The 25,255-nt window shown below is 61.9% G+C and carries 26 protein-coding genes and 1 tRNA gene; 11 read left to right on the top strand and 16 right to left on the bottom strand.

Translation table 11 applies throughout. The features are described from left to right. Positions 1-47 precede the first annotated feature (47 nt). A complete protein-coding gene (gene glpX, locus D8M21_RS07520; protein ID WP_048680042.1) occupies positions 48-1,067 on the bottom strand; it encodes a class II fructose-bisphosphatase in 1,020 nt (339 codons plus the stop codon). A 230-nt stretch (positions 1,068-1,297) separates the two neighbouring features. On the opposite strand from glpX, the gene D8M21_RS07525 reads away from it, so the two are divergent. From D8M21_RS07525 to D8M21_RS07550, 7 genes are all read left to right on the top strand, one after another. Continuing rightward, positions 1,298-2,002 (top strand): DUF4245 domain-containing protein, encoded by a 705-nt coding sequence (locus D8M21_RS07525; RefSeq protein ID WP_161800259.1) that lies wholly within the window; start codon positions 1,298-1,300, stop codon positions 2,000-2,002. Between the two features lie 72 nt (positions 2,003-2,074). Continuing rightward, entirely contained in the window at positions 2,075-2,713 is a 639-nt protein-coding gene (locus D8M21_RS07530; RefSeq protein WP_048679558.1) for a carbonic anhydrase, read from the top strand. Positions 2,714-2,750: 37 nt separating this feature from the next. Then, positions 2,751-4,157: a class II fumarate hydratase gene (locus tag D8M21_RS07535; RefSeq protein WP_048679561.1), complete on the top strand. Its 1,407-nt coding sequence runs from the start codon at positions 2,751-2,753 to the stop codon at positions 4,155-4,157. A 233-nt stretch (positions 4,158-4,390) separates the two neighbouring features. After that, on the top strand, positions 4,391-4,555 hold the full coding sequence (locus D8M21_RS11270; RefSeq protein WP_153245885.1) for a hypothetical protein: 165 nt from the start codon (positions 4,391-4,393) through the stop codon (positions 4,553-4,555). A gap of 122 nt (positions 4,556-4,677) precedes the next feature. Beyond that, positions 4,678-5,355, top strand: coding sequence for a TetR/AcrR family transcriptional regulator (locus D8M21_RS07540; RefSeq protein WP_238651154.1), 678 nt, complete (start codon positions 4,678-4,680; stop codon positions 5,353-5,355). 56 nt (positions 5,356-5,411) lie between these two features. Continuing rightward, positions 5,412-7,253, top strand: coding sequence for an MDR family MFS transporter (locus D8M21_RS07545; RefSeq protein ID WP_238651202.1), 1,842 nt, complete (start codon positions 5,412-5,414; stop codon positions 7,251-7,253). Positions 7,254-7,432: 179 nt separating this feature from the next. Next, entirely contained in the window at positions 7,433-9,178 is a 1,746-nt protein-coding gene (locus tag D8M21_RS07550; protein WP_048679568.1) for a pyruvate dehydrogenase, read from the top strand. A 98-nt stretch (positions 9,179-9,276) separates the two neighbouring features. On the opposite strand, the gene D8M21_RS07555 is transcribed toward D8M21_RS07550, so the two are convergent. Beyond that, positions 9,277-9,879 carry a TetR/AcrR family transcriptional regulator gene (locus D8M21_RS07555; protein WP_065424228.1) on the bottom strand — a complete coding sequence of 201 codons (603 nt, stop codon included), beginning with the start codon at positions 9,877-9,879 and terminating at the stop codon, positions 9,277-9,279. 66 nt (positions 9,880-9,945) lie between these two features. Between D8M21_RS07555 and D8M21_RS07560 the strand changes: the two genes are divergently transcribed. Continuing rightward, positions 9,946-10,605 (top strand): hypothetical protein, encoded by a 660-nt coding sequence (locus D8M21_RS07560; protein ID WP_065424229.1) that lies wholly within the window; start codon positions 9,946-9,948, stop codon positions 10,603-10,605. Here D8M21_RS07560 and D8M21_RS07565 read toward each other — a convergent pair. The 3 genes from D8M21_RS07565 to D8M21_RS07575 form a co-directional block, all read right to left on the bottom strand. Beyond that, the gene (locus D8M21_RS07565) at positions 10,536-11,021 is read right to left on the bottom strand and encodes an NUDIX hydrolase (protein ID WP_048679570.1); all 486 of its coding nucleotides are present in this window, start codon (positions 11,019-11,021) and stop codon (positions 10,536-10,538) included. The two genes, D8M21_RS07560 and D8M21_RS07565, sit on opposite strands and share 70 nt — an antisense overlap. 62 nt (positions 11,022-11,083) lie before the next feature. Continuing rightward, positions 11,084-11,602 (bottom strand): prepilin peptidase, encoded by a 519-nt coding sequence (locus D8M21_RS07570; RefSeq protein ID WP_126855767.1) that lies wholly within the window; start codon positions 11,600-11,602, stop codon positions 11,084-11,086. Between the two features lie 9 nt (positions 11,603-11,611). Beyond that, the gene (locus D8M21_RS07575; protein ID WP_048679573.1) at positions 11,612-12,373 is read right to left on the bottom strand and encodes an isoprenyl transferase; all 762 of its coding nucleotides are present in this window, start codon (positions 12,371-12,373) and stop codon (positions 11,612-11,614) included. Between the two features lie 182 nt (positions 12,374-12,555). On the opposite strand from D8M21_RS07575, the gene trhA reads away from it, so the two are divergent. Then, positions 12,556-13,371, top strand: coding sequence for a PAQR family membrane homeostasis protein TrhA (gene trhA / locus D8M21_RS07580; protein ID WP_082156679.1), 816 nt, complete (start codon positions 12,556-12,558; stop codon positions 13,369-13,371). A 3-nt stretch (positions 13,372-13,374) separates the two neighbouring features. On the opposite strand, the gene D8M21_RS07585 is transcribed toward trhA, so the two are convergent. Next, positions 13,375-13,713, bottom strand: coding sequence for a hypothetical protein (locus tag D8M21_RS07585; RefSeq protein WP_048679575.1), 339 nt, complete (start codon positions 13,711-13,713; stop codon positions 13,375-13,377). Next, complete coding sequence (gene mca / locus D8M21_RS07590) at positions 13,710-14,627, bottom strand: mycothiol conjugate amidase Mca (protein ID WP_048680055.1); 918 nt, start codon at positions 14,625-14,627, stop codon at positions 13,710-13,712. The genes D8M21_RS07585 and mca overlap by 4 nt, the downstream gene beginning before the upstream one ends. Positions 14,628-14,787: 160 nt before the next feature. Between mca and D8M21_RS07595 the strand changes: the two genes are divergently transcribed. Together D8M21_RS07595 and greA are read left to right on the top strand one after the other, a co-directional pair. Then, positions 14,788-15,240, top strand: coding sequence for a DUF4307 domain-containing protein (locus tag D8M21_RS07595; RefSeq protein WP_082156681.1), 453 nt, complete (start codon positions 14,788-14,790; stop codon positions 15,238-15,240). Positions 15,241-15,415: 175 nt separating this feature from the next. Next, on the top strand, positions 15,416-15,916 hold the full coding sequence (gene greA / locus D8M21_RS07600) for a transcription elongation factor GreA (protein WP_048679578.1): 501 nt from the start codon (positions 15,416-15,418) through the stop codon (positions 15,914-15,916). Positions 15,917-16,008: 92 nt separating this feature from the next. Here greA and ilvA read toward each other — a convergent pair whose 3' ends face one another. The 9 genes from ilvA to D8M21_RS07645 all read right to left on the bottom strand — a co-directional run bounded on the left by ilvA (position 16,009) and on the right by D8M21_RS07645 (position 25,174). Then, a complete protein-coding gene (ilvA, locus tag D8M21_RS07605; protein WP_048679580.1) occupies positions 16,009-17,259 on the bottom strand; it encodes a threonine ammonia-lyase in 1,251 nt (416 codons plus the stop codon). Positions 17,260-17,352: 93 nt separating this feature from the next. Then, positions 17,353-18,654 carry an AI-2E family transporter gene (locus D8M21_RS07610; protein WP_082156682.1) on the bottom strand — a complete coding sequence of 434 codons (1,302 nt, stop codon included), beginning with the start codon at positions 18,652-18,654 and terminating at the stop codon, positions 17,353-17,355. A 100-nt stretch (positions 18,655-18,754) separates the two neighbouring features. Beyond that, positions 18,755-19,648 carry a Bax inhibitor-1/YccA family protein gene (locus D8M21_RS07615; RefSeq protein WP_048679583.1) on the bottom strand — a complete coding sequence of 298 codons (894 nt, stop codon included), beginning with the start codon at positions 19,646-19,648 and terminating at the stop codon, positions 18,755-18,757. 160 nt (positions 19,649-19,808) lie between these two features. Continuing rightward, positions 19,809-19,882 (bottom strand) — tRNA-Leu (locus tag D8M21_RS07620). An 84-nt stretch (positions 19,883-19,966) separates the two neighbouring features. Further along, positions 19,967-21,352 (bottom strand): NAD(P)/FAD-dependent oxidoreductase, encoded by a 1,386-nt coding sequence (locus D8M21_RS07625; protein WP_048679586.1) that lies wholly within the window; start codon positions 21,350-21,352, stop codon positions 19,967-19,969. A 101-nt stretch (positions 21,353-21,453) separates the two neighbouring features. Further along, entirely contained in the window at positions 21,454-22,896 is a 1,443-nt protein-coding gene (locus D8M21_RS07630) for a S8 family serine peptidase (RefSeq protein WP_065424230.1), read from the bottom strand. Between the two features lie 6 nt (positions 22,897-22,902). Continuing rightward, the gene (locus tag D8M21_RS07635) at positions 22,903-23,871 is read right to left on the bottom strand and encodes a Ppx/GppA phosphatase family protein (protein ID WP_048679589.1); all 969 of its coding nucleotides are present in this window, start codon (positions 23,869-23,871) and stop codon (positions 22,903-22,905) included. 15 nt (positions 23,872-23,886) lie between these two features. Further along, complete coding sequence (locus D8M21_RS07640) at positions 23,887-24,489, bottom strand: DUF501 domain-containing protein (protein WP_048679592.1); 603 nt, start codon at positions 24,487-24,489, stop codon at positions 23,887-23,889. Between the two features lie 37 nt (positions 24,490-24,526). Further along, entirely contained in the window at positions 24,527-25,174 is a 648-nt protein-coding gene (locus D8M21_RS07645) for an FtsB family cell division protein (protein ID WP_048679594.1), read from the bottom strand. Positions 25,175-25,255 lie beyond the last annotated feature (81 nt).

Raw genomic sequence — 25,255 nt, forward strand, 5'->3', positions numbered from 1 at the left:
CGTGAGCCACCGCATTTCCGGGCCGTTGGCGGGCCTTGGGGACGAAGTTACCGCTGATACTTATCCCACTTGGAGGCGACGTGTTCTGCCTCGACCATGCGAACGGTTCCCGACTTGGACCGCATCACGATCGACTGAGTCGTGATGCTCGGGCCCGAGTAGCGGACGCCGCGCAAGAGGTCTCCGTCGGTCACACCGGTAGCCGCGAAGAAGCAGTTATCGCTGGTCACGAGCTCATCGGTGGTGAGCACGGCCTCCAGATCATGGCCGGCGTCGAGGGCCTTCTGTTTCTCTTCGTCGTCCTTCGGCGCCAATCGTCCCTGGATCACACCGCCCGTGGCCTTGATCGCACACGCGGCCACGATGCCTTCGGGGGTTCCACCGGTGCCGATCATGACGTCGACGCCGGTTCCCTGACGACACGCGGCGATGGCGCCGGCGACGTCGCCGTCGAGAATCATGCGGGTTCGCGCGCCGGTAGCCCGAATTTCCTCCACCAACTTGGCGTGACGGGGCCGATCCAGGACGCAGACGGTCAGCTGGTTAATGCGCTTCCGCTTGGCCTTGGCCACCAGGTGAAGATTTTGCTTGACCGGCAGACGGAGGTCCACCAGGTCGGCAGCCTCAGGCCCGGTCACGAGTTTTTCCATGTAGAACACGGCGGACGGGTCAAACATTGATCCGCCATCGGCCACGGCGATGACCGACAGCGCATTGTTCATACCCAAAGCGGTCAAGCGCGTTCCGTCGACGGGGTCCACCGCGACGTCGAGAGCAGGCCCGTCGCCGTCGCCCAGCTCCTCGCCGTTGAAGAGCATGGGGGCTTCGTCCTTCTCACCCTCACCAATGACCACGGTTCCGTTGAAGTGGACCGTGGAGAGCATCTTGCGCATCGCGTCGACCGCGGCACCGTCTGCCGAATTCTTATCTCCTGCGCCTACCCAGTTGCCGCCCGCAATGGCCGCGGCCTCGGTCACTCGAACCAGCTCGAGCGCAAGGTTGCGATCGGCCTGGTTATTCTGATCGTTGACTTCCGACACAGAGTTCCTCGCCTTCGAAGTTGTCATCCGCGGCCAGCGCATATTTGGTCGCTCGCCGCGTGGTCTCCCGGACGGTGCATCGCACGCCGGGTGCGATTCCAGCTTACTGGTCCGTCCCGCGGCTCAGGGACTCTCCGATTCATGTGACACGGATTTGCGGCACATTGAATGAACTCATCCTCGGTATCACGTGGGAGATCCCCGGATATCGGTGTCCCAGCTTGGACGCCGCCACAGCCTGCGGCACAATGGGCGGAGTGAGCCAATCCAGTCCCGAGCATTCCGATCCGCAAACCGACGGCACCGCCACTACTGCGCAACCCGCCGCCGGAGAGGACACTCCGGTCACGCCGCAACTGACGGAATCCCAAGCCAAGCGCATCAATACGCCCGTCCGCGCGATGGTTTTCTCGATGATCGCCCTGCTGCTGATCCTGCTCCCGTTTCTCTGGCTGGTCCCTCGGCCCGACAAAGAGTCGTATCGCCCCCAGGTGGATCTGACCAAAACCGCCCAGGAAGCGAGCGAGGCCGCCGGCTACCCGGTGGTCGCTCCAAGCTTGGACGAACCCTGGCATGCCAATTTCGCCCGCTGGAACTCGGGTTCGACGGACGGCGTTCCCTTCTGGGAGACCGGCTTCGTCACACCCTCTCAAGGGTTCATCACGATTTCTCAAACCAATAAGGCCAATCCCACCTGGACGGCGCAGAAGACGAATGGCGCCCCGGCGACGGGCCACCAAGACATTCACGGCGTGGATTGGGAAACCCACGTCAAGCCCGGTAAAGATAACGATTCCGCCGGGACCTCCTATGTCGCGACGATTCAGGGCACCACCGTTGTGCTCTCCGGAGACGCCACGAAGGACGAATTCTCGACCATGGCCGAAAACGCCGTCTCGTCCGTGAAGGATTCGTCACAACCGGCGAGTCCTTCAGCATCTCACACGCCCGACCAGAACTGACCTGCCCTACCATCAAAGGGCAGGGCCATCCGTAGCGTAGGCCTCACCCATCCCCGTCGAAAGCTCTTCCAGATGACGAATTCACCTCTGCAGCTCACCCCCCAGCAAGCGTGGCAACGCCTGACCGAGGGCAACGCTCGGTTCGTCTCGGGAACGAGCGACCACCCCAATCAGGACGCGGCACGCCGCGAATCGCTCACCGGCGGGCAGAATCCCTTCGCCGTGATCTTCGGCTGTTCGGACTCTCGGCTGGCCGCAGAGATTATCTTCGACCTCGGTCTCGGTGACACCTTTGTGGTGCGGACGGCCGGCCAGGTGCTCGGAAACGCGGCCATGGGTTCCCTCGAATACAGCATCACGGACCTCCGAGTCCCCCTGATTGTGGTTCTGGGACACGACTCATGCGGCGCGGTCACTGCGGCAAAGCAGTCGTACGAATCCGGCACCATGCCCGGTGGGTTCGTGCGAAACCTGGTGGAAGAGATCATGCCCGCCGTCATCGAGACCGAGCGCAATTCCGACGACGCCGAGGTAAACGTCAACGACATGGTCCGCACGAATACCCGGCAGACCGCCGAACGGATGATCGACCAGTCCAAAATCATTTCTCAAGCCGTCGCCGAAGGAAGCACCGCCGTGGTGGGGATGTTCTACCACTTGCACGAGGGAAAAGCGGAACTCGTCTATTCCTCGCACGATTTGGACGCATAAGCGGAAAACCAGCCCATGAGTTGCCTAAACTGAACCCATGGCTGAAAATACAGAATTCCGCATTGAACACGACACGATGGGCGAGGTCCGAGTACCGGCCGAAGCCCTGTACCGCGCCCAAACTCAGCGCGCCGTAGAAAACTTTCCGATTTCGGGCAAGACACTGGAGTCTGCCCACATCGCCGCTCTGGCCCGCGTCAAAAAAGCGGCAGCCCAGGCCAACGTGGAACTCGGCGTCTTGGACGCCGATCGTGCTCAGGCCATCCGCGACGCCGCCGATGAGGTCATCGCCCATCAGCACGACGGCGAATTCCCGATCGACGTCTTCCAGACCGGTTCCGGAACCTCGTCCAATATGAATACCAATGAGGTGCTGGCCACCCTCGCAAGCCGTGCGCTCAAATCCAAGGGCATCGAGGTTCACCCGAACGACCACGTCAACGCGTCGCAGTCCTCCAACGACGTCTTCCCGACGTCGGTTCACGTGGCGGTGACGGGAGCCTTGATCAACGACCTCAAACCGGCCCTCGATGTCCTGGCCTCCTCCCTCGAAAAGAAGGCTCAGGAATTCTCCGACGTCGTGAAGTCGGGTCGCACCCACCTCATGGACGCGACCCCCGTGACCCTCGGCCAGGAGTTTTCCGGTTACGCCGCACAGGTTCGTTACGGCATCGAGCGCATCGACGCGGCTTTGCCCCGCGTCGCGGAGGTTCCGCTCGGCGGAACGGCCGTCGGGACCGGCATCAACACCCCGGATGGTTTCTCGGCCCGCGTTATTGAGTTGCTCGCCGAAGAAACGGGCCTTCCGATTACCGAGGCACGGAATCACTTTGAGGCGCAGGCCAACCGCGACGGATTGGTCGAGGCCTCGGGCCAGCTGCGAGGCATCGCGTACTCGCTCATGAAGATCTGCAACGACATCCGCTGGATGGGGTCCGGGCCCAATACCGGCCTCGGCGAATTGCGCATCCCGGATCTTCAGCCCGGTTCATCGATCATGCCCGGCAAGGTCAACCCGGTCATCTGTGAGGCCGTCATTCAGGTGGCCGCTCAGGTCATTGGCAACGACACCGCCGTCGCACTCTCTTCGACCAACGGCGCCTTCGAGCTCAACGTCGGCATTCCGGTCATGGCTGCCAACTTGCTCGAGTCGATTCGCTTGCTGAGCAATTCGTCCCGTGTCATGGCCGACAAGATGATTACGGGTCTCGAGGCAAACGAGGAGCGCGCGCGCTTCCTGGCCGAAGCCTCGCCCTCGACCGTGACCCCCATGAATAAGCTCATCGGCTACGAGGCTGCCGCCAAGATCGCCAAATACTCCGTCTCGCACAAGACGACGGTGCGCGAAGCCGTCGTCGCCTTGGGGTATGTGGAACGCGGAGAGGTGACCGAAGAGCAGCTGGATGAAGCGCTCGACGTGACCAAGATGCTCGGTAACCACTAGGCTTCACGAACACGTGCTTCGGCACGTCTCGAGGGTCGGCGTCGTCGTGAACTTCCCGCAATTCCACGACGGCGTCGGCCCTCTTCCATGCCTCCAGACCGGTGGAACGTGAAGGGTAGAGCCAGCTCTGCCCAAGTTCAGATGTAGCTCTGCTCCCCCGGAACGGCGGGGTCCGTACAGTCGAAGACATCAAGCAGGACGTTGCTTGACGGCTCGACCGAAAGGACCACATCATGATCTTCCGCTTGTTCTCCACGGACACTGCTCACCACGCAGCTCGCGACACGAACGACTTCTCGTTCAGCGACGCGGACATGGATCAGATGACCATGGCCATGGGAATGTCCACGTTGACGTACACAGCAACAGCATTGCCTTCGATCCCGATGGCCGCGTAGCCCGCGACGTCACCCGACGGATGCCGCGCCGATTCTTCGGCGCGGCTTTTTGTGTCTCAAGATGTCCAAGCTCACAGTGCCAGCAATTGCACACCAGAGGCCTGAGTGCAAAAATACACTGTGTGGTCGATAGTGAAACTAACCTTCCGCGCGCCTGCGCCGAAAGTCTTCGGGAGCGCAAAAGACTAGAGACGCGCAATTCCATCCATGAGGCGTGCTTGAACCTCGCGGAGGAACGCGGATACACCGGTTTCACGGTCGATGAAGCAGCAGAGAAGGCGGGAATCTCCCGCCGCACATTCTTCAATTACTTTTCGAGCAAAGAAGATGCCCTGTTCGACTTCGACTCCGAAGATCTTCCCGAGGAGTATCGCCAAAAGTACCTGGACGAAACCTATGCGACACCCGAATGTTCCGTGGTTTTGGAAATGGTACGCATGTACGCCGACGTCGAGCAGTCCCGGCTGGTTGGCTTCCAGCCGTCCCGGATGCGCCGCATCCGGCACATCATTCAGGACAACCCCAAACTCATCGAGTACTTCATCAAGAAAGCGGATGCCAATTTCCAAGACCGTTCCGAGCTTTTGAAACGCCGCCACCCTGGGCTCTCGGAGAGTCAGCGCCTCGTGGCCCTCAAAACGGTCGAAAGCATCCGCCACCACTACATCGAAGGAATTACCGACTCCGAACCGTTCGAATACGGCTCGGAACGACTCATCCACACGTACGACGAACTCATGGACGTGGCTTTTCAGCCGTTCGGAACGTCGATTCAGCACAACGCACAGGAGAAATCGTGACTCAATCCACCGAAACGGACCGCGCCGCGTCCAGAAAGACGCGGCGCAAGGACCAGCTGACCGATTCCAACGGCAAATTCCTGCTGACCAAGCGCCGGATTTGGACCATTTTCGGGGCCCTTCTGGTCGCCATGTTCCTCGCGTCGATGGACCAAACCATCGTCTCGACGGCCATGCCGACCATCGTTGGCGACCTCGGCGGCGTCGAGCACCAAACCTGGGTGACGACCGCTTACCTGTTGGCCTCGACCCTGGTCATGCCGATCTACGGTAAGTTCGGCGACACGTTGGGCCGCCGAAACCTCTTCCTCATCGCCCTGACCATCTTCACGGGCGCTTCACTCGTCATCTCGTTCTCCACGAGCTTCTGGTTCTTCGTGATTTTCCGCGCCATCCAGGGCCTGGGCGGCGGTGGCCTCATGATCCTCGCCCAAGCGATCATCGGTGACATCATTCCGGCCAAGGAACGCGGTCGCTACATGGGCGTCATGGGGTCCGTTTTCGGCATGTCCGCCGTGATCGCCCCGTTGCTCGGCGGATTCTTCGTGGATCACCTGACCTGGCAGTGGTGCTTTTACGTCAACGTTCCCCTCGGCATCATCGCCTTGATCGTGGCGTTGATTTACCTCAAGTTGCCGTCCCATAAGGCACAACATCGCATCGATATTCTGGGCGTCATTTTCCTGTCCATCACCACCACCTGCCTCATCTTCTTCACCGACTTCGGTGGATCCAATGATCACGGCTGGAGTGTACTGGAAACCTGGATGTGGGGCGCCGGCGCCCTGGTGGCGGGTTGCGTCTTCGTGCTGGTTGAATCTAAGGCCAGCGACCCCGTGATTCCGCTGACCCTGTTCAAGAACCGCATCTTTATCATCGCGACGGCCATCGGCTTCTTCCTCGGTATGTGCATGTTTGCCGCGCTGGCCTTCATCCCCACCTTCTTGCAGATGTCCACCGGCACCTCGGCGGCCGCCTCCGGTCTTTTGATGCTGCCGATGATGGCGGGGCTCATGCTGACCTCGATCCTCTCCGGTAACTTGATCTCCAAGACGGGGAAGTACAAGATGTACCCGATTCTCGGGACGCTGATCACGGCAGCGGTCATGGTCTGGATGACATCCCTCTCGGCGGACACCGCCGTGTGGATCATCTGCACGATGCTCTTCGCCTTTGGCGTGGGTCTGGGACTCATCATGCAGGTCGTCGTCCTGGTGGTGCAGAACTCGGTTCCGTTTACCCAGCTTGGCACCGCAACCAGTGCGAACAACTACTTCCGCGAGATGGGCTCCTCGGTTGGCGTGGCCATCTTCGGCGCGATGTTCACCTCGCATTTGTCCGAAAAGCTGACGGATCTGTTCAGTTCCCTCCCGCCCCAGGCCGCCAAGGCAGCGCAGGGCAGTGGCGTGGGTGGCGACGCCGCGTCGTCGCTGACCCCGTCCATGCTGAACAAAATGCCGGATTTCTTGAAGGACGGCGTCGTGAAGGCCTATGCCGAATCATTGGCTCCGGTCTTCTGGTACCTGCTGCCCTTCATGGCCTTGGCCTTCATCCTGTCGCTCTTCCTCAAGGAGATTCCGCTTCGATCGGTCTCCGGCATGGTGGCTCGCGGAGAAGCCATCGACGGCGAAGAGGCCGAGCAGGCTTATCAAAATCTGCATACGGGCCAGTTCCCGGTCGTCCCGATCACCGGATCCACGCGCGTGGTGTCCTCCTCTGAGGATTCCTCCGGCTCCGAATCATCTCGGAACGGCGACGCAACGGCCCACCAGGAGGACGAGCCCGGCGAGGGGGCATCCAACGACGCGACGACCGCTACGCATCGCGGCCGCCACGTCTCGGACTCCCCCGTGGATGCCGTGCCGGACACCTCGAACCGTGATGTGAGAGACTCCTAGCAATAGGCCACGTCACTAAATTCGCCCTTGTCAGGCGGTCAAAATGAGATTTCGCCCCGAACCTTCGTGATCCCGATCAAATGAAGGCTCGGGGCGGAATAGCTTCCAGCCTGACCTGGTTACATGAGCTGAATAGGGATCACGTGGTCCCGAGCCGATCGACAAGGAATCGAGGAACTGTGAAACTCGCAGAACAGATCGTCCAACAACTGATCGAAGCCGGTGTTCATCGCATTTACGGCATCGTCGGTGACTCTCTCAACCCCATCGTCGACGCGGTCCGGGCAACCGGTGGTGCTAAGAAGGGCGGCATTGACTGGGTGCATGTCCGCCACGAGGAAGCTGCGGCATTTGCCGCCGGAGCGGAAGCACAGCTGACCGGCGAGCTCGCCGTGTGCGCCGGCTCGTGTGGCCCCGGCAACCTTCACCTCATCAACGGTCTCTTCGACGCCAACCGCTCGAAGGCACCGGTTCTGGCCATCGCATCGCAGATTCCCAGCGTGCAGATCGGCCAGGGCTATTTCCAGGAGACTCATCCGGAACGCCTGTACGAAGAGTGCTCGGTCTACAACGAACTCATCTCGACGACGGATCAGGCTCCCCGCGTGCTGGCCTCGGCGATTCGCTACGCCGTGGGCAAGTCCGGAGTTTCCGTCGTGACCTTGCCCGGCGATTTGGCCGATGAAGACTCCAGCGCGGAAGCCCCGAAGATCGGAACGCTTCGCCGTTCCCCCAAGGTCCCCGAGGACTCCACCATCGCCGAGTTCGCCGAGGCCATCAACGCTGCCGAAAAGGTCGCGCTGTTCGTCGGTGCCGGCGCCAAGGGTGCACACGACACCGTGATCGAATTGGCCGACAAGGTGGGTGCGCCGATCGGCCACTCGCTACGCGGCAAGGATTTCATCCAGTACGACAATCCCTTCGACGTCGGCATGACGGGCCTGTTGGGCTACGGCGCGGCGGCCGAAGGTATTCACGACGCCGACCTCATGATCATGCTCGGCACGGACTTCCCCTACGACCAGTTCTTGCCAGACACCAAGACCATCCAGGTCGACACGGCCCCTGAACACATGGGCCGCCGCACCGACGTGGATCTCCAGATCGAGGGCAACGTCTTGGAGACTCTGCAGAAGGTCTTGCCGCTCGTGCAGCGCAAGTCCAACCGCAAGTTCCTGGAGAAGCTCCTCAAGCGCCACGACACCATCATGAACAAGGCCGTCGGCGCCTACACGCGCAACGTGGAGAAGCACAAGCCGATCCACCCGGAATACGCGGCTTCGCTGCTTGACCAGGTGGCCGACAAGGACGCCATCTTCACCGCCGACACGGGCATGTGCAACGTCTGGTCCGCTCGGTACATCAACCCGTTGGGCACCCGTCGCCTGATCGGTTCCTACCTCCACGGGTCGATGGCGAATGCCTTGCCGCAGGCCGTGGGCGCTCAGGTCGCCTACCCGGATCGCCAGGTCATCTCGATGTCCGGCGACGGCGGACTCTCGATGCTCATGGGCGAGCTCGCAACCGCCGCGATGTACCAGCTTCCGCTGAACATCGTCGTCTTCAACAACTCGACCTTGGGCATGGTCAAGATGGAGATGATGGTCGACGGGTTGCAGGACTTCGGAGTGGATGTTCCGGACATCAACTATGCCGACGTCGCCAAGGCCATGGGCTTCCACGCGGAACGCGTCACGGACCCGAAGAAGCTCAAGAAGGCTTACGAGGACGCCCTGTCCCACAAGGGCCCGAGCGTCATCGAGGTCATCACGGATCCGCTGGCCCTTTCGGTTCCTCCGCAGATCGACAACAGCATGGTCTTCGGATTCGCGACGGCCATGTCCAAGATCGTCTTCAACCGCGGTGCGGGCGAAGCCGTCTCGATGGCCCGTTCCAACCTGCGCAACATTAATGCCCTGAGGTAGAACTCTCGCGGCTTGCCGTAGCCCCGATCTTTCGTCCCCGCGACGAAAGATCGGGGCTTTTTTCGCCCACGCTCCGCACATCACCGCCGGAGGTCGGGCTACCTGGCCGCTGCGATCCGGTCGAGTTCCTGTCGCAGAATGACGAGGGTTTCCTCGGAACGCTCCGGATCCACCAACAAATGAAGCGCCAACCCGTCGATCAGGGCATGCAACCGAGCCCCCGCACGATGGTCCCCCTCGCCCTTCAGGGCCGCCGTGAAGCCCATTTCGCGACCCTGGAGACGCTCTACCTGGATCACGCACGCGGAGCGCAAGGCGAGGGTTGCTTCATTGCGAATACGTGTCAGCTCGGGCAACACCGGCGCTTCGGCAATCAAGGCGAGGTTTACTTCTAGCTCCGCCCGACGCTGAGAATCCAACGGCAAAAATTCCGAGAGCACCCTCTCCGCGTGCTCTTTCGGATCGTCTCCCCGAGGAATGGCCCGCGCCCTATCGGTCGCCGCTTTCAACATGAGTCGCGCGGAGAATTCCACCAATTCCGCGCGCGTCGGGAACACGTGACGGAGCGAGCCGACGGCGACACCCGCCCGGTCTGCCACGTTCCGCACGGAGACCGCCGCGACGCCGTCCTCGACGATGGTCTCCCACACGGCTTCGGCGAGCTGCTCCTTGCGGGCATTTTTGTCGATTTTTTTGGGCACTCCCACATGGTAGTACAACCGTGCTAGTATCCGTAATTAGCACAGTCGTACCACAAAGGAGTTCCCGTGATCGTCGCAACCATCGTGGCCTGCGAGATTGGTTTTTGGGTCTTTCTCTTAGCAGGCCTTTCCGCCCGCTACGTGCTAAGGCGGCCCCGCTTAGGCCTCATACTGTTAGCGATAGCTCCGCTCGTCGACGTGGTTCTCCTCTCCGTCACGGTCGCCGACCTACGGGGCGGCGGACAAGCTTCCTTCGCACACACTCTGTCGGCTTACTACATCGGCATTTCCGTGGCCTTCGGCCACACCCTCGTGGCCTGGGCGGACCGAAAATTCGCCCGGCGGTTTGGTCGCGAAGGCGACTCCCCCACCAAGTCCAAGCCTCGTCGGCTATACGGCCGGGAACATATCCGCGAACAGTGGAAGGGCACGGTGCAAGTGTGGGTGGCGGCGCTCATCTCGGCCGGCATTCTCGCCGGGATGGTGTGGATGGTTGGTCAACCGGAGCAGACCAAAGCGCTCTCCGATGGCCTGCGCCCCATCGGTGTCGTCGTGATGATCGACCTCATCATCACGGTCAGCTACACGATCTGGCCTCGCCGAGCCCCATCCGCGAACTCACAGCATGCGCTGGACGGTCTGCCGCGAGAGCCCTCTCAGCCTTCCAGTCCGTCCACGGAGAATTCCGCGGGGCCGGAGCACTCCACCGCCGAGCGGATCCGGTAGAGCATCCTCTCGCTCATCTCGGGAAGGTCCTGGAGGGAGAACCACTGAACGTCCATGGATTCTTCGTCGTTGACGTGTGCCGTTCCGGCCACGTATCGGCATCGGAAAGTCAGGTCGAGAAATTGCGCGTGGTCGCCGTTGGGGAAGGTCTGCGGCGGATTGGCCTTGACCGAGGCCAAGTATTCGACGCGGATTTCCACACCGGCCTCTTCCTCGGCCTCGCGGATCGCCGTCACGGCAGGTTCCTCCCCCGGATCGACGATCCCCGTGATCGGGGTCCAAGCACCGTTATCCGACCGCCGGCACAAGAGGATTCGTTGATTTTCATCCAGAATGACGGCCGTGACACCGGGCATCCAGAGGAGGTCGTGGCCAATCTTCTCGCGAATCTGCACCACGAATTCGGGCGTTGGCATGGGAACTCCTCACTTGCCGGCGTCGATACTCCAACCACCCTACCGGGGCTGGGACAAGCCGTTCAGGAAGATCCGATACACCACACCGCGCCCGCCGCCAGGAACATCCAGGGCCCGAGGGGTAGATAAGCATCGCCACGCACCCGACCCGCCACCAAGAGGGCCACGGCCCATAGACCGGCCGCGATAAAAGAGAATGCCACCCAAGCCACAGCGTGCAGGACCGAGAGAAATCCGCAGGCCCAGCCCAGTATGGGCGCGAGGACGACGTCGCCGCGCCCCAGAGCGCCTCCACCGAGCCAACGCGAGATCACGAAAACGCCCCAGGCCAGGATGGCTCCGGCCAGGGCGGTGATAACCCGGCGGGGTTCCGAAGCCGTCACGGCGGCCGCACCCAGGCTGAACACTCCTATGGGATACAGGGGCAGAGTCAGCTTCCGAGGAAGACGGTGGCTGATCGCATCCACCCAGGCGAGGCGGCCACCCAACGTCATGTAGGCCAGAAGGCACGGGAGAACGCACACCGCAGCGAGTTTCCCCTCAGGTCCCGCCTCCCACCACGAGCACAGCGTGGCACCCACGGCACGCCCTTAAGACCCGAATCGACGCTGCCGACCCGCGAAGTCCCTCAAAGCTCGGAGGAAATCCACTCGCCGAAAATCCGGCCACAAGGCTTCACAGAAATAGAACTCGCTGTAGGCCGACTGCCACATCATGAATCCGGAGAGCCGCTGTTCGCCGGAGGTGCGAATCACCAGGTCGGGGTCCGGCTGTCCCCGCGTATAGAGGTAGCTTGAGATGTCCTCCGAGGTCAGACGATCGGCGATTTCTTCGGTGCTTTGACCTTCTGCGGCGGCGTCGCGCAGGAGTTCCCTCACCGCATCGACGATCTCTTGACGCCCTCCATAGCCCACCGCAATGTTCACGTGCAGGCCTTCGACCTCGGCGGTCTGCTCGGTGACGTCTTGCAAAATCGACGGGAGATCATCCGGCAAGAGGTCCAAGGCGCCCACGGGCTGCAGACGAGCGATCTGGCTTTCTCCAAGCTCTCGCAGCAGGTCTTGGATGACACCGAGGAGGTCTCCCAATTCGGAGGCCGGACGCTTGAGATTCTCCGTGGAGAGCATGTACAACGTCACGACGCCGATCTTCAGTTCCCGGCACCAGCCGAGAAATTCGATGATCCGTTCGGCGCCCTTCTGATGACCATGCTTGGTGGTTTGCCCCATGAGGGCGGCCCACCGCCGGTTTCCGTCCACCATGACGCCGACGTGCTGCGGCAGGCGATCCGCAGGGATGGAAGCCGTGAGATTCCGCTCGTACACGCTGTACAGAGGCTTTGAAAGCTTCATGGCTGTCCTTCGGATCGTCGAGGCTGGGAGCCTGTCGCACTGGACCTTCCAGCGAGTTCGCGTTCCTTAACCGTACCCGTTCGTGCCGACGTTCGATGCCGATTCCACAGCCACGGAGCAAACCACCAGGGGCCAGGAATAGAATGATTCGAACGTTAAGGGTTCGAGAGGGGCATCAGCATATGAGTTCGTCGGGCCGGCCTTCTCCTTCTGAGGAGCATCGACCAACGTCTGGCGGAAGCCACTCGACGGCGCCTCGCGAAGGGACCGAGGCACCGTGGGGCGAACGCGCGCGCGAAGCGACCCGCATCGCTTCGTCCCACATTGAAGACGCCGCCAACCGCGCCGCGCAGGGTTTCCACGAGATTCTCGAACGGAAACCGCTCTGGCGTGGCTGGATCCACGCGTCTTTCGCCCCAGTAGCCTTCGCGGCAGGCATTGTGCTGATCGTTTTGGCGGGTGGAGGCGCGGTGTCCGCCGCATGCGCCGTCTTCGGTGCCACGAGCGTGATCTTGTTCGGGGTTTCAGGCATGTACCACCGAGCCTATTGGCGGGGCCGGACCCGGATGACGTTCAAAAGATTGGATCACTCCAATATTTCGCTCATCATAGCGGGAACCTATACCCCGTTGGCCCTGGTCATGCTGGACCAACCCAAAACGGCAATCCTGCTCTGGAGCATCTGGGCCTGCGCGGTGCTCTTGATCCTCTTTCGGGTGTTCTGGACCGGTGCCCCTCGAATGCTCTACACGCCGTTGTACGTCGTCATGGGGCTCATGGCGCTGTTTTTCCTGGGCGACTTCTGGTCGGTCAGCCCCACGGCAACGCTGTTGATTTGCGCTGGCGGAGTGTTTTACATCGTCGGGGCCGTTTTCTACGCCCTTAAACGACCCGCGCTCTCACCGCGGGTCTTTGGCTTCCACGAGCTCTTCCACGTGTGCACCATCTTTGGCTTCGCCTGCCACTACACGGCCGTCGTGTTTGCGCTGTACGCCTAAGGGTCAGCGGCGTTCCGGGTCGACGCCGGGAGTTCCGTTGACGTTCGTGCGCGCCTGCACGGAGTCATGTCCGGCATCCGCGAGATCCTCGGATGAACCGTCGACTTGTTCAGCTTCTCGTCGCTCTTCCTCGCGCGCCATCGCGTAATCGAACCTATTTTTCAAGCGTCGCTGACGCCGCGTGTGGTCCAAGCCCACCAAAATGATGAGCACCGCGAGGAGCAACGTGATGAGGAAGCCGATGACCCCGGGCGAGACCTGATTGGCGTCCAAACCTGGTTTGAGGCTCGGCGATTCATCGGCTGCCAGGACGAAATTCGCTACATTGACTGCCACCATCATTGGCCTGATACACCTTCCCCAGCACCTGAAGCTGTGCCGGACAGGTCGATTCCGGCATCGAGGCTGTGTTCCGGAAGGGTCGACTCGACCCGGCTCGCCGCGAGGACGTAGTCCTCATACGGCCAAATTTCCCGTTGAAAATCCGTGGACACGGCGAAGAAGAACCCGGTGGGGTCCACCTGCGAAGTGTGCGACTTTAACGCGGCGTCTCGAACCTCGAAATAGTCTCCGCACGGAATCTGCGTGGTGGTCTCGTGCCGCGAAACCGGCGGGGCGCCTTCTGGCTCCGATTCGGCCAAACGCGCCATGAACTCGGCATAGGGCGAGTCCATGCCTCGCTCCTCTAACGCGTGGTGCAGGGCCAGGAAGCGGTCGGTATTGAACGCCATGTCGTAGTACAGCTTGGAGGGCTCCCACGGCGTGCCCTCGCCCAAGTAGCGGCGAGGATCCCCCGAGGCTTCCCAGGCCTCCGTGGCCACTTTATGGGCCATGATGTGGTCCGGATGCGGATAGCCGCCGTTCTCGTCGTAGGCGAGCAACACGTGAGGCCGAAATTCACGAACCACCCGAATGAGTGGGGCCGCGGCACGTTCCAGCGGCGTCGTCGCGAAGCATCCCCACGGCAACGGGGGTAGCGGGTCACCTTCCGGCAGTCCGGAATCCATGAAGCCCAACCACCGGTGTTCCACGCCCAGAGCTGCTTGGGCATTGGCCATCTCACGACGACGCAGCCCCGGAAGGTCCCAATGAGCTCGCGGATTCTCCTCGACGGCCGGATTCAAAATCGACCCTCGTTCTCCGCCGGTGCATGAAACCACCATCACGCGTGCACCGCGCCGAGCGTAGGCGGCCATGGTGGCGGCACCCTTGCTGGACTCGTCGTCAGGGTGCGCATGTACCGCGAGGATTCTCAATCCGCTGTAGTCGTCCCCGAGCGTGGGCGCGCTTGAGTTTGTCGCCGCGGCGGAGCCGGGTTCCTGAGCGGTTGTCACGTACGGACACCTCATTCTTTTCGATACAGTAGAGAGTGCTTCAGGGCCGTCCATCAGATTCTCCCGAGAACGTCTCACCGACGTGGTCGACCCGCAGATCAACGGACAGGTTTTCCCCACATTGACCACACCCACTCTAGACCAGCGTTATGGCACATCGCGTCCCCACCGTCGCCTTTCGCGACGAGCTTGGTGGGTCATTGTGGGAGCGCTAGTGGCCGTGGGAGTACTCCTTGCCGCTTGGATCGCGTATGGAAACTCACGTGCGCCAACCTTTAAAGAGGTCAGTTTCGACGATTCCCGAGCGACCGACGTCACCTTGGATTTCGACCTGACCAAGGAACCGGAAGATACGGTCACGTGCGCGGTGCAGGCCTTGAACGACCAACACGCGATCGTCGGTTGGAAGGAAGTCACCATCGGCCACGTGCCCGAGGATCAACTCCGCGAAAAAACCTCGCCACACCGCGTCAATCTTCGCACCACGTCACAAGCTCATACAGCTACCGTCGATTCCTGTTGGACAACAAGATAAGCAAACTGTCTTTCCCTTCCGCGAGGCGGTCGCTATAGTAGGAGTTTGACTTCTCCCGCCACGGGTATGCCCGGGCGGGTTTTATCTATCTGTCAAGACGTCGCGGGCAGGGCCGACCTCCCGCTGGAACCACCGCGGAAGGCCCGCGGGTGCAGCGTCGCATCAAGGAGACAAAATGTCGGAAGAGACCACCGAGAACGGCACGTGGCTGACCCAGGAGGCGTACGACCGCCTGCAAGCCGAGCTGGAGGAGCGCGAGGGTCCTAAGCGTCAGGACATCGTGGACCGCATCGAAGCCGCCCGCGAAGAGGGCGACCTCCGTGAGAACGGTGGCTACCACGCGGCCAAGGAAGAGCAGGGCAAAAACGAGGGCCGCATCGCCCAGTTGCGCTACCTGCTCGAGAATGCAGAGGTAGGCGCCAAGCCCGAAGATAACGGCATCGTCGAGTCCGGAATGCTCGTCGAGGCGGAAATCGGTGGCAAGAAGATCACCTTCCTGCTGGGAAGCCGCGAAGTCGCCGAGACCCTTGCCGGAGACCAGGACATCCAGGTCTTCTCCGAGAAGTCCCCCATGGGACAGGCCATCACCGGCCACAAGGTGGGCGACCAGCTCAGCTACAAGGCACCCAACGGGAAAGAAATCTCCCTCAAGGTGCTCTCGGCTAAGCCGTACTAAGCGTCCTCAATGTCACCAAAGGGGCCGGTTTTCGCACACAGCGAAAACCGGCCCCTTCGCGTAGTTCAGAGAGAACCGTGGGGTTTGGTGAGTCAGCCCACGACCATCGGCTTGAACCCTTCGGCTTCCAGGGCCTGTAGGACTTCGTTACTGTGTTCTTCGCCCTTGGTTTCCATATCGATGGTGATCGACACGTCTCCCATGGAGAGCGAACCACCGACGCGGGTGTGATCGACCCCCGTGACGTTCGCGTCGCATTCCGAGATGATCCGAGAAATATCGCGTAGCTCGCCCGGGTGGTCGGTGAGCATGATCTTGACCGTGAGGTACCGGCCGGCCGCCGAGAGACCTCGCTGAATGACCTTCAGCATGAGCATGGGGTCAATATTTCCCCCGGACAGCAGGCAGACGGTCGAGCCCAAATTTCCGTACTTTTCATTGAGCTTGCCATTCATCAGGGCCGCCACACCCACGGCTCCGGCCGGCTCGACGACCAACTTGTTGCGTTCGATGAGGAAGATCAGGGCTCGAGCGAGGTCGTCTTCGGTGACCGTCACGACGTCGTCCACCAGCTCCTTGATGATGGAGAACGGCAACTGTCCCGGACGCCCCACCGCGATGCCGTCCGCGATGGTGGAGACCTTCTTGAGGGGTACCAAGGCATCCGCAGCCAGCGACGGCGGATAGGCGGCGGCGTGCTCGGCCTGCACCCCGATCACCCGGATCTTCTTGCCCGTCTTCGCTTCGTGGTGCTTCGCGGCAATCGCGACGCCCGCCAGCAGGCCTCCCCCACCGACGCCGGTGATGATCGTATCGACCTCCGGAACCTGCTCGATGATTTCCAGACCCAATGTCCCCTGGCCCGCAATGATGTGCTTGTTATCAAACGGGTGCACGAACACCGCGCCGGTCTCTTCGGCGTAGCGCTGTGCTTCCGCGAGGGCTTCGTCCACCGTGTTTCCGTGCAGGATCACGCGAGCGCCATGGCCCTGTGTTGCGGCGATCTTCGGCAAAGCGGCGCCCTGAGGCATATAGATGCGCGCATCGATCCCGAGCTTGGAGGCGGCCAATGCCACGCCTTGAGCGTGGTTGCCCGCGGACGCGGCGACGACGCCACGAGCTTTCTCCTCGTCGCTGAGTTGGGCAATACGGTTGTACGCACCACGAACCTTGAATGAACCGGACCGTTGGAGGTTCTCGCACTTGAAGTGAACCGGCGACCCGATTTTGCGTTCCATGGCCCGGGAGTGGGCGATGGGCGTCCGTTCAATAATCCTTCCCACGAGCGCGGCGGCCTGCTCGACGTCGTCGATCTGGACGGGGAGATTCTCCAAAGGATTCACTGGTTCAACCTTCATTCTGTGCATGAAGCCCCACCAGGTCGGTAGGGCTTCACGGTCAATCTACTGTCACTCGGGATGAGTCGTCGAGGTCGGCTAGGACGCGTCCGACCCATGAGATGCGGTCGGCTTCTCCGAGTCCGAATCGGAATCGGTCACCGACTTTTTGGCTTCCTTGAGCTTCGCCTTAGCCTTCTGGGCGGCAGACTTCTTCTCCCGCTTCTCAATTTCCCATTGATAGGCAAACGGGGTCGTCCGAATGTTCTCGTCGTGCTCCCATCCGCGGTTAGCCAGGTAGCGAACCACGGTGTTGACGACGGCGAGCACCGGGACAGCAAAGAGGGCGCCCAAGATGCCCAAGACGGTGGACCCGAGGGCGACCGCGAGGACCACGGCAAGCGGGTGCAAAGACACCGCACGGCCCATGACGAGCGGCTGAAGAATATGCGACTCGATCTGCTGAACCAAGAGCACCGCAATCAACATGATCAAGGCGTTGATCGGGCCATTGGCCACCAAGGCCAGCAGCACAGCGATGACCCCGGAGAACAGCGCACCAATCACGGGGATGAACGAGCTGAGGAAAACAAGCACGCCCAGCGGGAAAGCCAGCGGCACCCCGAGAATCAATGCGGCGATGCCAATACCCAGGGCATCCACGAAGGCCACCAATACCTGGACACGTGTGTAGGAAACCAGCGAATGCCAGCCTCGGCGTCCGGCACCGTTAACGGCTTTCTGTGCCTTGCGAGGAATCAGCTTGACCAAGAAGAGCCAGATACGCTCTCCCTCCAGCAAGAAGAAGATCAAGGTGAAGAGCGCGATGAGCAGCCCGGTGCCGATCTCACCAGCGGTCGATCCCGCAGCCGCCGCGCCGCTCAGCAATTGGCTCGAATTATCCTTGGCGGCTTTGGTCACCGAGCTGATGGCGTTGTCGACCTGATCCACCGAGAGCTGCAACGGGCCATCCGACAGCCACGTCATGAGCTGGTGGTAGCCAGAGACCACCTGGTCCGAAAGCTCGGAGAAGCCCTTGACCATTTGCTGACCCACCAGGGCAAGCAAACCCAAGACCACAATGATGGCACCCAACTCCACGATCGCCGTCGCGATGCCTGCGCCGACCTTCCTGCGGCGAAGCCACAGAACAAACGGGGAAAGGAGGCCCGCGATGAGGGCGGCCACAAGGACTGCCGTGATGATGGTGCTGACGGACCGGCTGAGGTACACCAACACCCCTGCCATCGTGAGAATGACGATGAGCCGCCAGGACCACGCGGCCGCCACGTTCAGGCCATACGGAATATCGGGATTGCGGAAACGGTCCGCCGATCCCCCGCCGTGGTCCAGGTGGGACTCAGGGGAAGAATCTGAGGTCGCTCGAGAGGTCGAAGTCATAGGTTTCATCATAGGGGCTATACCAAGCGCCTCAACACAAAGCGGGACCCCGCCCGAAGGTGAGGTCCCGCTTTAGTCCGAGGCTGAGCTCGGGTAAAAGCTAGTTTCGCGGCATAAAGTAGCTGGCGAGGCGGAGGATCTCCACGTAGAGCCAGACGACGGTGAGGATCAGGCCGAAGGCCAGACGCCACGATTCCTGCTGCGGGATGCCGGCCTTGAGGGCGCCGTCGATGTGCTGGAAGTCGGAGATCAGGCACACGCACGCCATGACCACGGCGAGCAGGCCAATGATCACGCCCAACGGGATACCGAAAACGGTGATGTCACGCATCGAGCTACCCGTGAAGGCGCCGTACACGATGTTGCCTACCATGAAGACGAGGTAGGCGATCATGCCGATGCCCACGACCTTGGCGACCTTGCCCGAAATGCGCACACCCTTGGCAAACAAGGCCAGCATTCCCAGGAAGACGACGAGCGTGGAGACCACGGCCATCAAGACGATTCCACCGAATTGCGATTCGAAGGACTTAGACAATGCCCCGAGGAAAGCGCCTTCACACACCGAATACGCGATGATGAGGCCCGGCGAGACCTTCTTCTTGAAGATGACGACCATCGCCAGAACGAAGCCGATGATGCCGAAAACTATGCCGATCATGCCAAGGAACCAGCCGACCGCTCCGCCAACGGCGATCAGGCCGAGCATGCTGAGGGTCTTGACCACGACGTCGTCCATCGTGGCGCGCTGAGTTTCCTGCGGGCCGGCCGACGGCGCGTTGTACATCTGGTTCAGGGACGCCGCGTCGTGCCCCTGTCCGTACTGTTGCTGCCCGTAGCCGCCCTGCTGGGCATAACCTGCGGACTGACCGTACTGGCCCTGTTGGCCGTAGGCCGTTTGCTGACCGTAACCGGCGTACTGGCCGGCGTGAGCGTAGTCGTTGCGCTGCGCATCTTGATCCATGCGCCTGATCAGGGGATTTCCACGTCCCATGGGATTCCTCAATTCTCAAGCGGTGGTTCACATCGGCCACGCGTAGGACAAAGTGTGCGAGCCGGAACGAACCGGTGTTCCCTCAAGTCTACAGGCCGGAATCTCGGGACGGGAGCGTCTACGGTGTGCGTACGCTCAGAGAAAATTGAACAATCTACGGTGCCCCAGGTGGGACTCGAACCCACACTGAACGGATTTTAAGTCCGCTGCCTCTGCCGATTGGGCTACTGGGGCGAGAGCACCCCGCATCATTGTGAGCAATGATGCGGGGTGGCGTCCTCGCTGTCCCGCCGTGAGACGGGACGGCACATGATGATATTACAGGTGCGCCTTGGTTTCCTTGGGTGCCGTGTTGGTGGCTTCCTGGAAAGGCAAGCGCGGTTCACGCTCGTTACGGATCGGCGAGGTATCGCGGCCGAACACCAGGCTGAGCAACCAGTTGGCCGCCACGCGAGTGGTGCGCTCGACGGTCGGAATGGCCATGCCGTGGTAGCCACGGTGCATGAGCCACGCCAAGGGGCCTTCGAACGAACGCCCCTTGATGTTCGCGACGCCCTTGTAGGAACCGAGACCGGCAACCGCGCCGATGTTCTCGTGGTAGTAATCCTTGAGCTCGCCACCGTTGCGTGCTGCCAGCAAGTTTGCGGCCAAGGTCAGTGCCTGGCGCGAAGCGTGCTGAGCGTTGGGGACGCAGAATCCGCCGGGGCCCTTGCCCGTGAGATCCGGGACGGCGGCGTTGTCGCCAGCGGCCCAAGCGCCCTCGATCACTCCGTCGTCGCCGGTGACCCGCAGGTCGGCGCCCACACGAACACGTCCGCGTTCGTCGATCGGAAGGCTCGAGTTCTTGAGGAACGGCGCGGCCATAACACCGGCGGTCCAGATGAGGGTCTGCGTTTCGACCTCGCCCGCCGGGGACTTATCCGCCATGTTGATGAGCTTGCAGGTGTCGCCGTCGACCTCACCCAAAGAGGTGTTCAGCAAGACCTCGATGCCGCGGGAGCGCAGGTGCGCCACCACAGATTCGGCGCGGTCCTCGGGGACCTCCGGCATGATTCGGCCCATGGCCTCGACCATGACGAAGCGCAGGTCGGAAACGCGGAGGCGGGAGTTCCGGGAAACGGCGTCACGAGCCATATCTTCCAGCTCGGCGATCGTCTCGACACCGGCGAACCCGCCGCCCACGACCACGAAGGTCAGGGCGCGACGACGCGCGTTCTCGTCCTTTAGCAACGAAGCGGTCTCGATGCGATCCAGCACCCAGTTGCGCACGTGCACGGCTTCTTCGATGGTCTTCATGCCGATGGCGTTTTCGGCCAGGCCCGGAATGGGGAAAGCACGGGTCACGGAACCGGCCGCGACGACGATCTGGTCGTACTTCAACTCGTAGGTGTCGCCGTCGTCGTTGGCACGGAGCGTAGCGGTCTTGGCGTGGTGATCGATGTTCTCCACGCGGGCACCGAGGATTTCACAACCGCTGAGATGCTGCCGCAGCGGCACCACGGCGTGACGGCCCTCGATCTGGCCGGCCGCAACCTCGGGAAGGAAGGGCTGGTAGGTCAGGTAAGGGTTCGGGTCGACCACGGTCACGACGCCGCCGGAAGCCTTGATCGCAGACTGAATCTGCTTGGCGACGGTGAAGCCCACGTAGCCGCCACCGACGATCAGGACACGAGGGCGATCGTTCGCCACTTGATTAAAAGACATGGTAAAAATGCTACTCCCTTTGGTTTCGTGCGGGATTCGACAATCTCGATTTCCCATGATGCCACCGAAATGATGGCGCCGCTATCTGACAATCCACAGGATTACGCCCGTGGTCCCCAAAAATCCGTGGACCGGCGTTGCGATTCACCGTCGGAGTTGCGCCGTCTGCGGCCCCACCCCCAGTATTCCACTATCGCGCGGTGCGGCGGGTGAGGCGGCGACCCGAGGATCCGACGCAATCGCGCTACGGTGCCCGCGGCGATCAGCCACATCCATGCGGCCACCGCCACGAGCAGAATGACGGGAAGCAAGAGTTTGACCTCCGAGGTCGGCTGAGGTTGAGGCGCGGCCACCGGGTCGATTTTCTCCCCCACCGCGTGCTCCGCTTCCGGTGGTTGACTCGGCTCATCCGTCGGCACGGCCCGCCGGTGAATCTTGGCCCAGGCTTCGACGGAACCAAGGGGGTTCTCGTGAACGCCCCCGACGTCCTCCTCGCGGGTCAACGCGGCGGCCGGATCCACCGCACCAAACCCATACTCCGGGTCACGTCCAGGAGCACCCTGATCTTTCGCCGTGGAAATGAGCCGCTGAATGATCTGAGAGGCGGATTCGTCCGGAAACTTCTGCCGCATCAGTGCGACGACGCCCGAAACCATCGGCGCCGACCCGGAGGTTCCCGACCACAGCCCGTACTGGTTATTCGGCATAGCGCCGATGAGATCCTCGCTGGGCGCCGCGACGGCGATGGAGATCCCCTGCGAGGACGAATCCCACGAGGCACGGCCCGACCTGTCGATCCCACCGACCGAGACGACGCCCGGGATGGTCGACGGAGCGCCCACTTGGGTCACCCCGGATCCACGGTTTCCCGCCGAGGCCACCACCACGACGTCGTGGTCTTGCGCGTATTGAAAGGCCGAGTCCCAGGATTCCGGCCAGGTGGTTTTTGAGGACCCGATCGACAGGTTGATGACTTGGGCCCCGGAGTCCACCGCCTGTTTGACGGCCCGCGGAATCTGATCGTCTACACTCACCCCACCGGGATTCTCGGTGCCCAACCACGTGGAAATCGGGATGATCGACGCTTCCGGTGCCACACCGATGACGCCAGCACCCTGCCCCGGTTCGCCCTTCGGCGCCTGGTCAGCGTCACGGCCCGCATGCCCATGCCCAGCGATCATCGACGCCACCAGCGTCCCGTGTTCAGGCTCAGCTCCGATGGGTTTCCATCCATCAGCGCTGCCGCCTCCGGACACGTCGTGTCCCTTTTCGACGGAGCCTTGTAAGTCCGGATGATGAGCGTCCACGCCCGTATCGATCACGGCAACTTTGACGCCCTTCCCGGTGGACTTCTTCCACGCGTTCCGGATACCCAGTTCGTCGAGCCAGTACTCGTGATTGCGCACGTCGTCGCCGTGGGAGGGACCCGCCGTGGCCGAAGGTGCCGGGCCGGGTTCCGCTGTCGCTACGGGCACCAAGCCCACGGCAAGGATCCCGGAGACGATCAGCGCACCGGTGGCCCGGATCGTGCGCCTCATCGTCATGACGCGCTACTTTCTGGACGCGGCAACGGAGAGGGCGATGCCGTCCAAAATGTCGTGTTCGCTGGTGATCGCCGTCGTAATGCGTCCGTCGGTCAGCTCGCTCACACGCTCGGCGATCCGAGACCAAATTTGAGCGCCGGCGCCAATGACGTCGGCGCGACCTTCATGCATAAAGCCCAGGGCTCGTCGCTGAGAGGTGGTCATCGTGGTCAGCTCGCGCGCCGCAGATACCACCTCAGTAATCGGCATCTCGTGGCCATGAATGCGGTCGGCGTCATAGGACTCTAGACCGAGTGCTTGGGCGGTGACGGTCGTGACCGAGCCGGCAACCCCGATGAGACGCGTGGCGGTGCCCACCGGAACGGAGTCGAGGACCGTGGTGATCGCGGCATCGACGTCGTGCACGAGGCGCCGAATTTGCCCTTCGGCCGGCGGGTTCGAGCTCAGGTGGCGCTCCGTCAGCCGCACACTTCCGATGTTGACCGACCGGGAGGCGACGACGCCGTTGTCGTCACCCAACACGAACTCGGTCGATCCGCCTCCGACGTCGACGACGAGCGATCGCCCCGACCCTGCGGCGTCGATGGTTGCCGCCGCGCCCAAGAAGGACAACTCGGCTTCCTCCGTGCCGGAAATAACTTCGGGAACGACTCCGCCCAAACGATCGGATATTCCCTGGATGAAGGCCTGCCGGTTTCCAGCGTCGCGCGTGGCGCTCGTAGCGACCATTCGAACGTGCTTGACCTTGTGCTTCTTCAGCAACGACGCGTAATCATCCGCCGCCTCAAAGGTGCGGTCCAGGGCTGCTTGGGAGAGCCACCCCGTAGCGTCGACTCCTTCGCCCAGCCGCACAATGCGCATCTGCCGTACGACGTCCTGAATCTTCGGATGCGTGCCCTCGGCCGGATGCTTCTCGATCTCGGCGATCAACAACCTGATCGAATTGGTCCCACAGTCAATGGCGCCTACGCGCATGAGTTCTTCGTCCCCCTAGGACTCTTCAACGGTCGTCGTATCCTCGCGCCACGACGGGTCGCACGCGCACTGATCGGGCGTCCACCACTGCTCAATCGCGCGCAGAGTTTGATCCCCCATGGGATTAATACCAGTTCCCACGGAGAGCGTGTGACCCAAGACGGCGTGGAGGCACTTAACCCGTTCGGGCATGCCTCCGGCCGAGATTCCATCGATTTCCGGAACCGGGTCCGTACCTGAAGCAACGCGAATGCGCTCCCTTTCGGCCAGGTAATTCCGGTGAGCAGCCCCATAAGCTGCGGCGAGTTCTGGATTCTCGGCGATGCTGTCGGTCATCTCGTACATCAGTCCGGCAGCCTCAAGCCTCGAGGCCGCTTGAGTAATCACGGGGTGCGCCAGGTAGAAGACCGTCGGGAACGGGCTGCCGTTCGCGAGTCGAGGCGCGGTCGCCGCCACGAGAGGGTTACCGCACACGCAGCGCGCCGGGATTTCGACGACGTCGCGGACGGGACGTCCCAGCTGACGCGAAAGGACCTGAAGGTCCCGCGGTGTAGGAGCGAGCGTCGTCGCCGTCACGCCAAAGCCATGAGGCTCGTGGTCCTGAAAATTCTGGGGCACGGGTTTCCTTCTCGGGAGATGCGAGCAGATGGTGATGCTAGTGCGAGGCTTCGGTCAAGGAAGACCACAGGTTGACGCCCCACGAGGGAGGCATCTCCGAGGACGCCTCGGCCGAATCATCCTTCGGCTGCTGGCTGCTTTGATCCTTCCCGGAGACCACATAGGGCGTCTCCCCCGGGTTCACGTAGAACAGCCGTTCGCGAGCCTGCTGCCGAACGTAGTCGTCGTCGTTCCACTGGCTCTCTTGCTTCTTGAGGTCCGATTGCTCCGACTTGAGCTGGTCGATATTTTGCTCGAGGCTCGCGATTTCGGCCTGCTGCGAGAAATATCGGTGGACGGTCGGCGCCAGCGGAATGACGAGCGCGAGAACCACGAGCAGCAGAAGTACAGTACGCCCGGAGAAGCTCCTGGCGGCAACGGGTTCACGGGGTTCATCGACGTCACCCCAATTTTCCTCACCGAGGCCCTTTTCTAGGGGGCGACCCTCGTCGTCGACATCGGCACGTTCGACGACGCGGCGGGGCTGCCGAGTCCCGAAACCCATGAAGTCATCCGCAGGAGAGCGGAGTTCTTCAGACCTCGAGTCTACGGATTCGTCAGCACGGCGACGACGCTTGCGGGGCCGCCGCTTCTTAGCCTGACCCACTCCGAGGTACGTCGACGCGGCGGAGAAGGGATTCTTCATGGCGTATGACCTCTCGGGTGGGGAAGCTGAAGGACGTGAGTTCACTCTACCGAAAGACGCCCCGCCCCGGAGAACCCGGGA

Source organism: Kocuria sp. HSID16901 (assembly GCF_003989425.1).
In the GTDB taxonomy this organism is placed as follows: domain Bacteria; phylum Actinomycetota; class Actinomycetes; order Actinomycetales; family Micrococcaceae; genus Rothia; species Rothia massiliensis.

Excerpts from the sequence above, each read along its gene's own strand:
- D8M21_RS07625 (WP_048679586.1), bottom strand. The coding sequence starts at position 21,352 with ATGTCTTTTAATCAAGTGGCGAACGATCGCCCTCGTGTCCTGATCGTC.
- D8M21_RS07630 (WP_065424230.1), bottom strand. The coding sequence starts at position 22,896 with ATGACGATGAGGCGCACGATCCGGGCCACCGGTGCGCTGATCGTCTCC.
- greA (WP_048679578.1), top strand. The coding sequence starts at position 15,416 with ATGTCGGAAGAGACCACCGAGAACGGCACGTGGCTGACCCAGGAGGCG.
- D8M21_RS07575 (WP_048679573.1), bottom strand. The coding sequence starts at position 12,373 with ATGAAGCTTTCAAAGCCTCTGTACAGCGTGTACGAGCGGAATCTCACG.
- D8M21_RS07565 (WP_048679570.1), bottom strand. The coding sequence starts at position 11,021 with ATGCCAACGCCCGAATTCGTGGTGCAGATTCGCGAGAAGATTGGCCAC.
- D8M21_RS07615 (WP_048679583.1), bottom strand. The coding sequence starts at position 19,648 with ATGGGACGTGGAAATCCCCTGATCAGGCGCATGGATCAAGATGCGCAG.
- glpX (WP_048680042.1), bottom strand. The coding sequence starts at position 1,067 with ATGACAACTTCGAAGGCGAGGAACTCTGTGTCGGAAGTCAACGATCAG.
- trhA (WP_082156679.1), top strand. The coding sequence starts at position 12,556 with ATGAGTTCGTCGGGCCGGCCTTCTCCTTCTGAGGAGCATCGACCAACG.
- D8M21_RS07585 (WP_048679575.1), bottom strand. The coding sequence starts at position 13,713 with ATGATGGTGGCAGTCAATGTAGCGAATTTCGTCCTGGCAGCCGATGAA.
- D8M21_RS11270 (WP_153245885.1), top strand. The coding sequence starts at position 4,391 with ATGATCTTCCGCTTGTTCTCCACGGACACTGCTCACCACGCAGCTCGC.
- D8M21_RS07635 (WP_048679589.1), bottom strand. The coding sequence starts at position 23,871 with ATGCGCGTAGGCGCCATTGACTGTGGGACCAATTCGATCAGGTTGTTG.
- D8M21_RS07535 (WP_048679561.1), top strand. The coding sequence starts at position 2,751 with ATGGCTGAAAATACAGAATTCCGCATTGAACACGACACGATGGGCGAG.
- D8M21_RS07610 (WP_082156682.1), bottom strand. The coding sequence starts at position 18,654 with ATGACTTCGACCTCTCGAGCGACCTCAGATTCTTCCCCTGAGTCCCAC.
- D8M21_RS07645 (WP_048679594.1), bottom strand. The coding sequence starts at position 25,174 with ATGAAGAATCCCTTCTCCGCCGCGTCGACGTACCTCGGAGTGGGTCAG.
- D8M21_RS07530 (WP_048679558.1), top strand. The coding sequence starts at position 2,075 with ATGACGAATTCACCTCTGCAGCTCACCCCCCAGCAAGCGTGGCAACGC.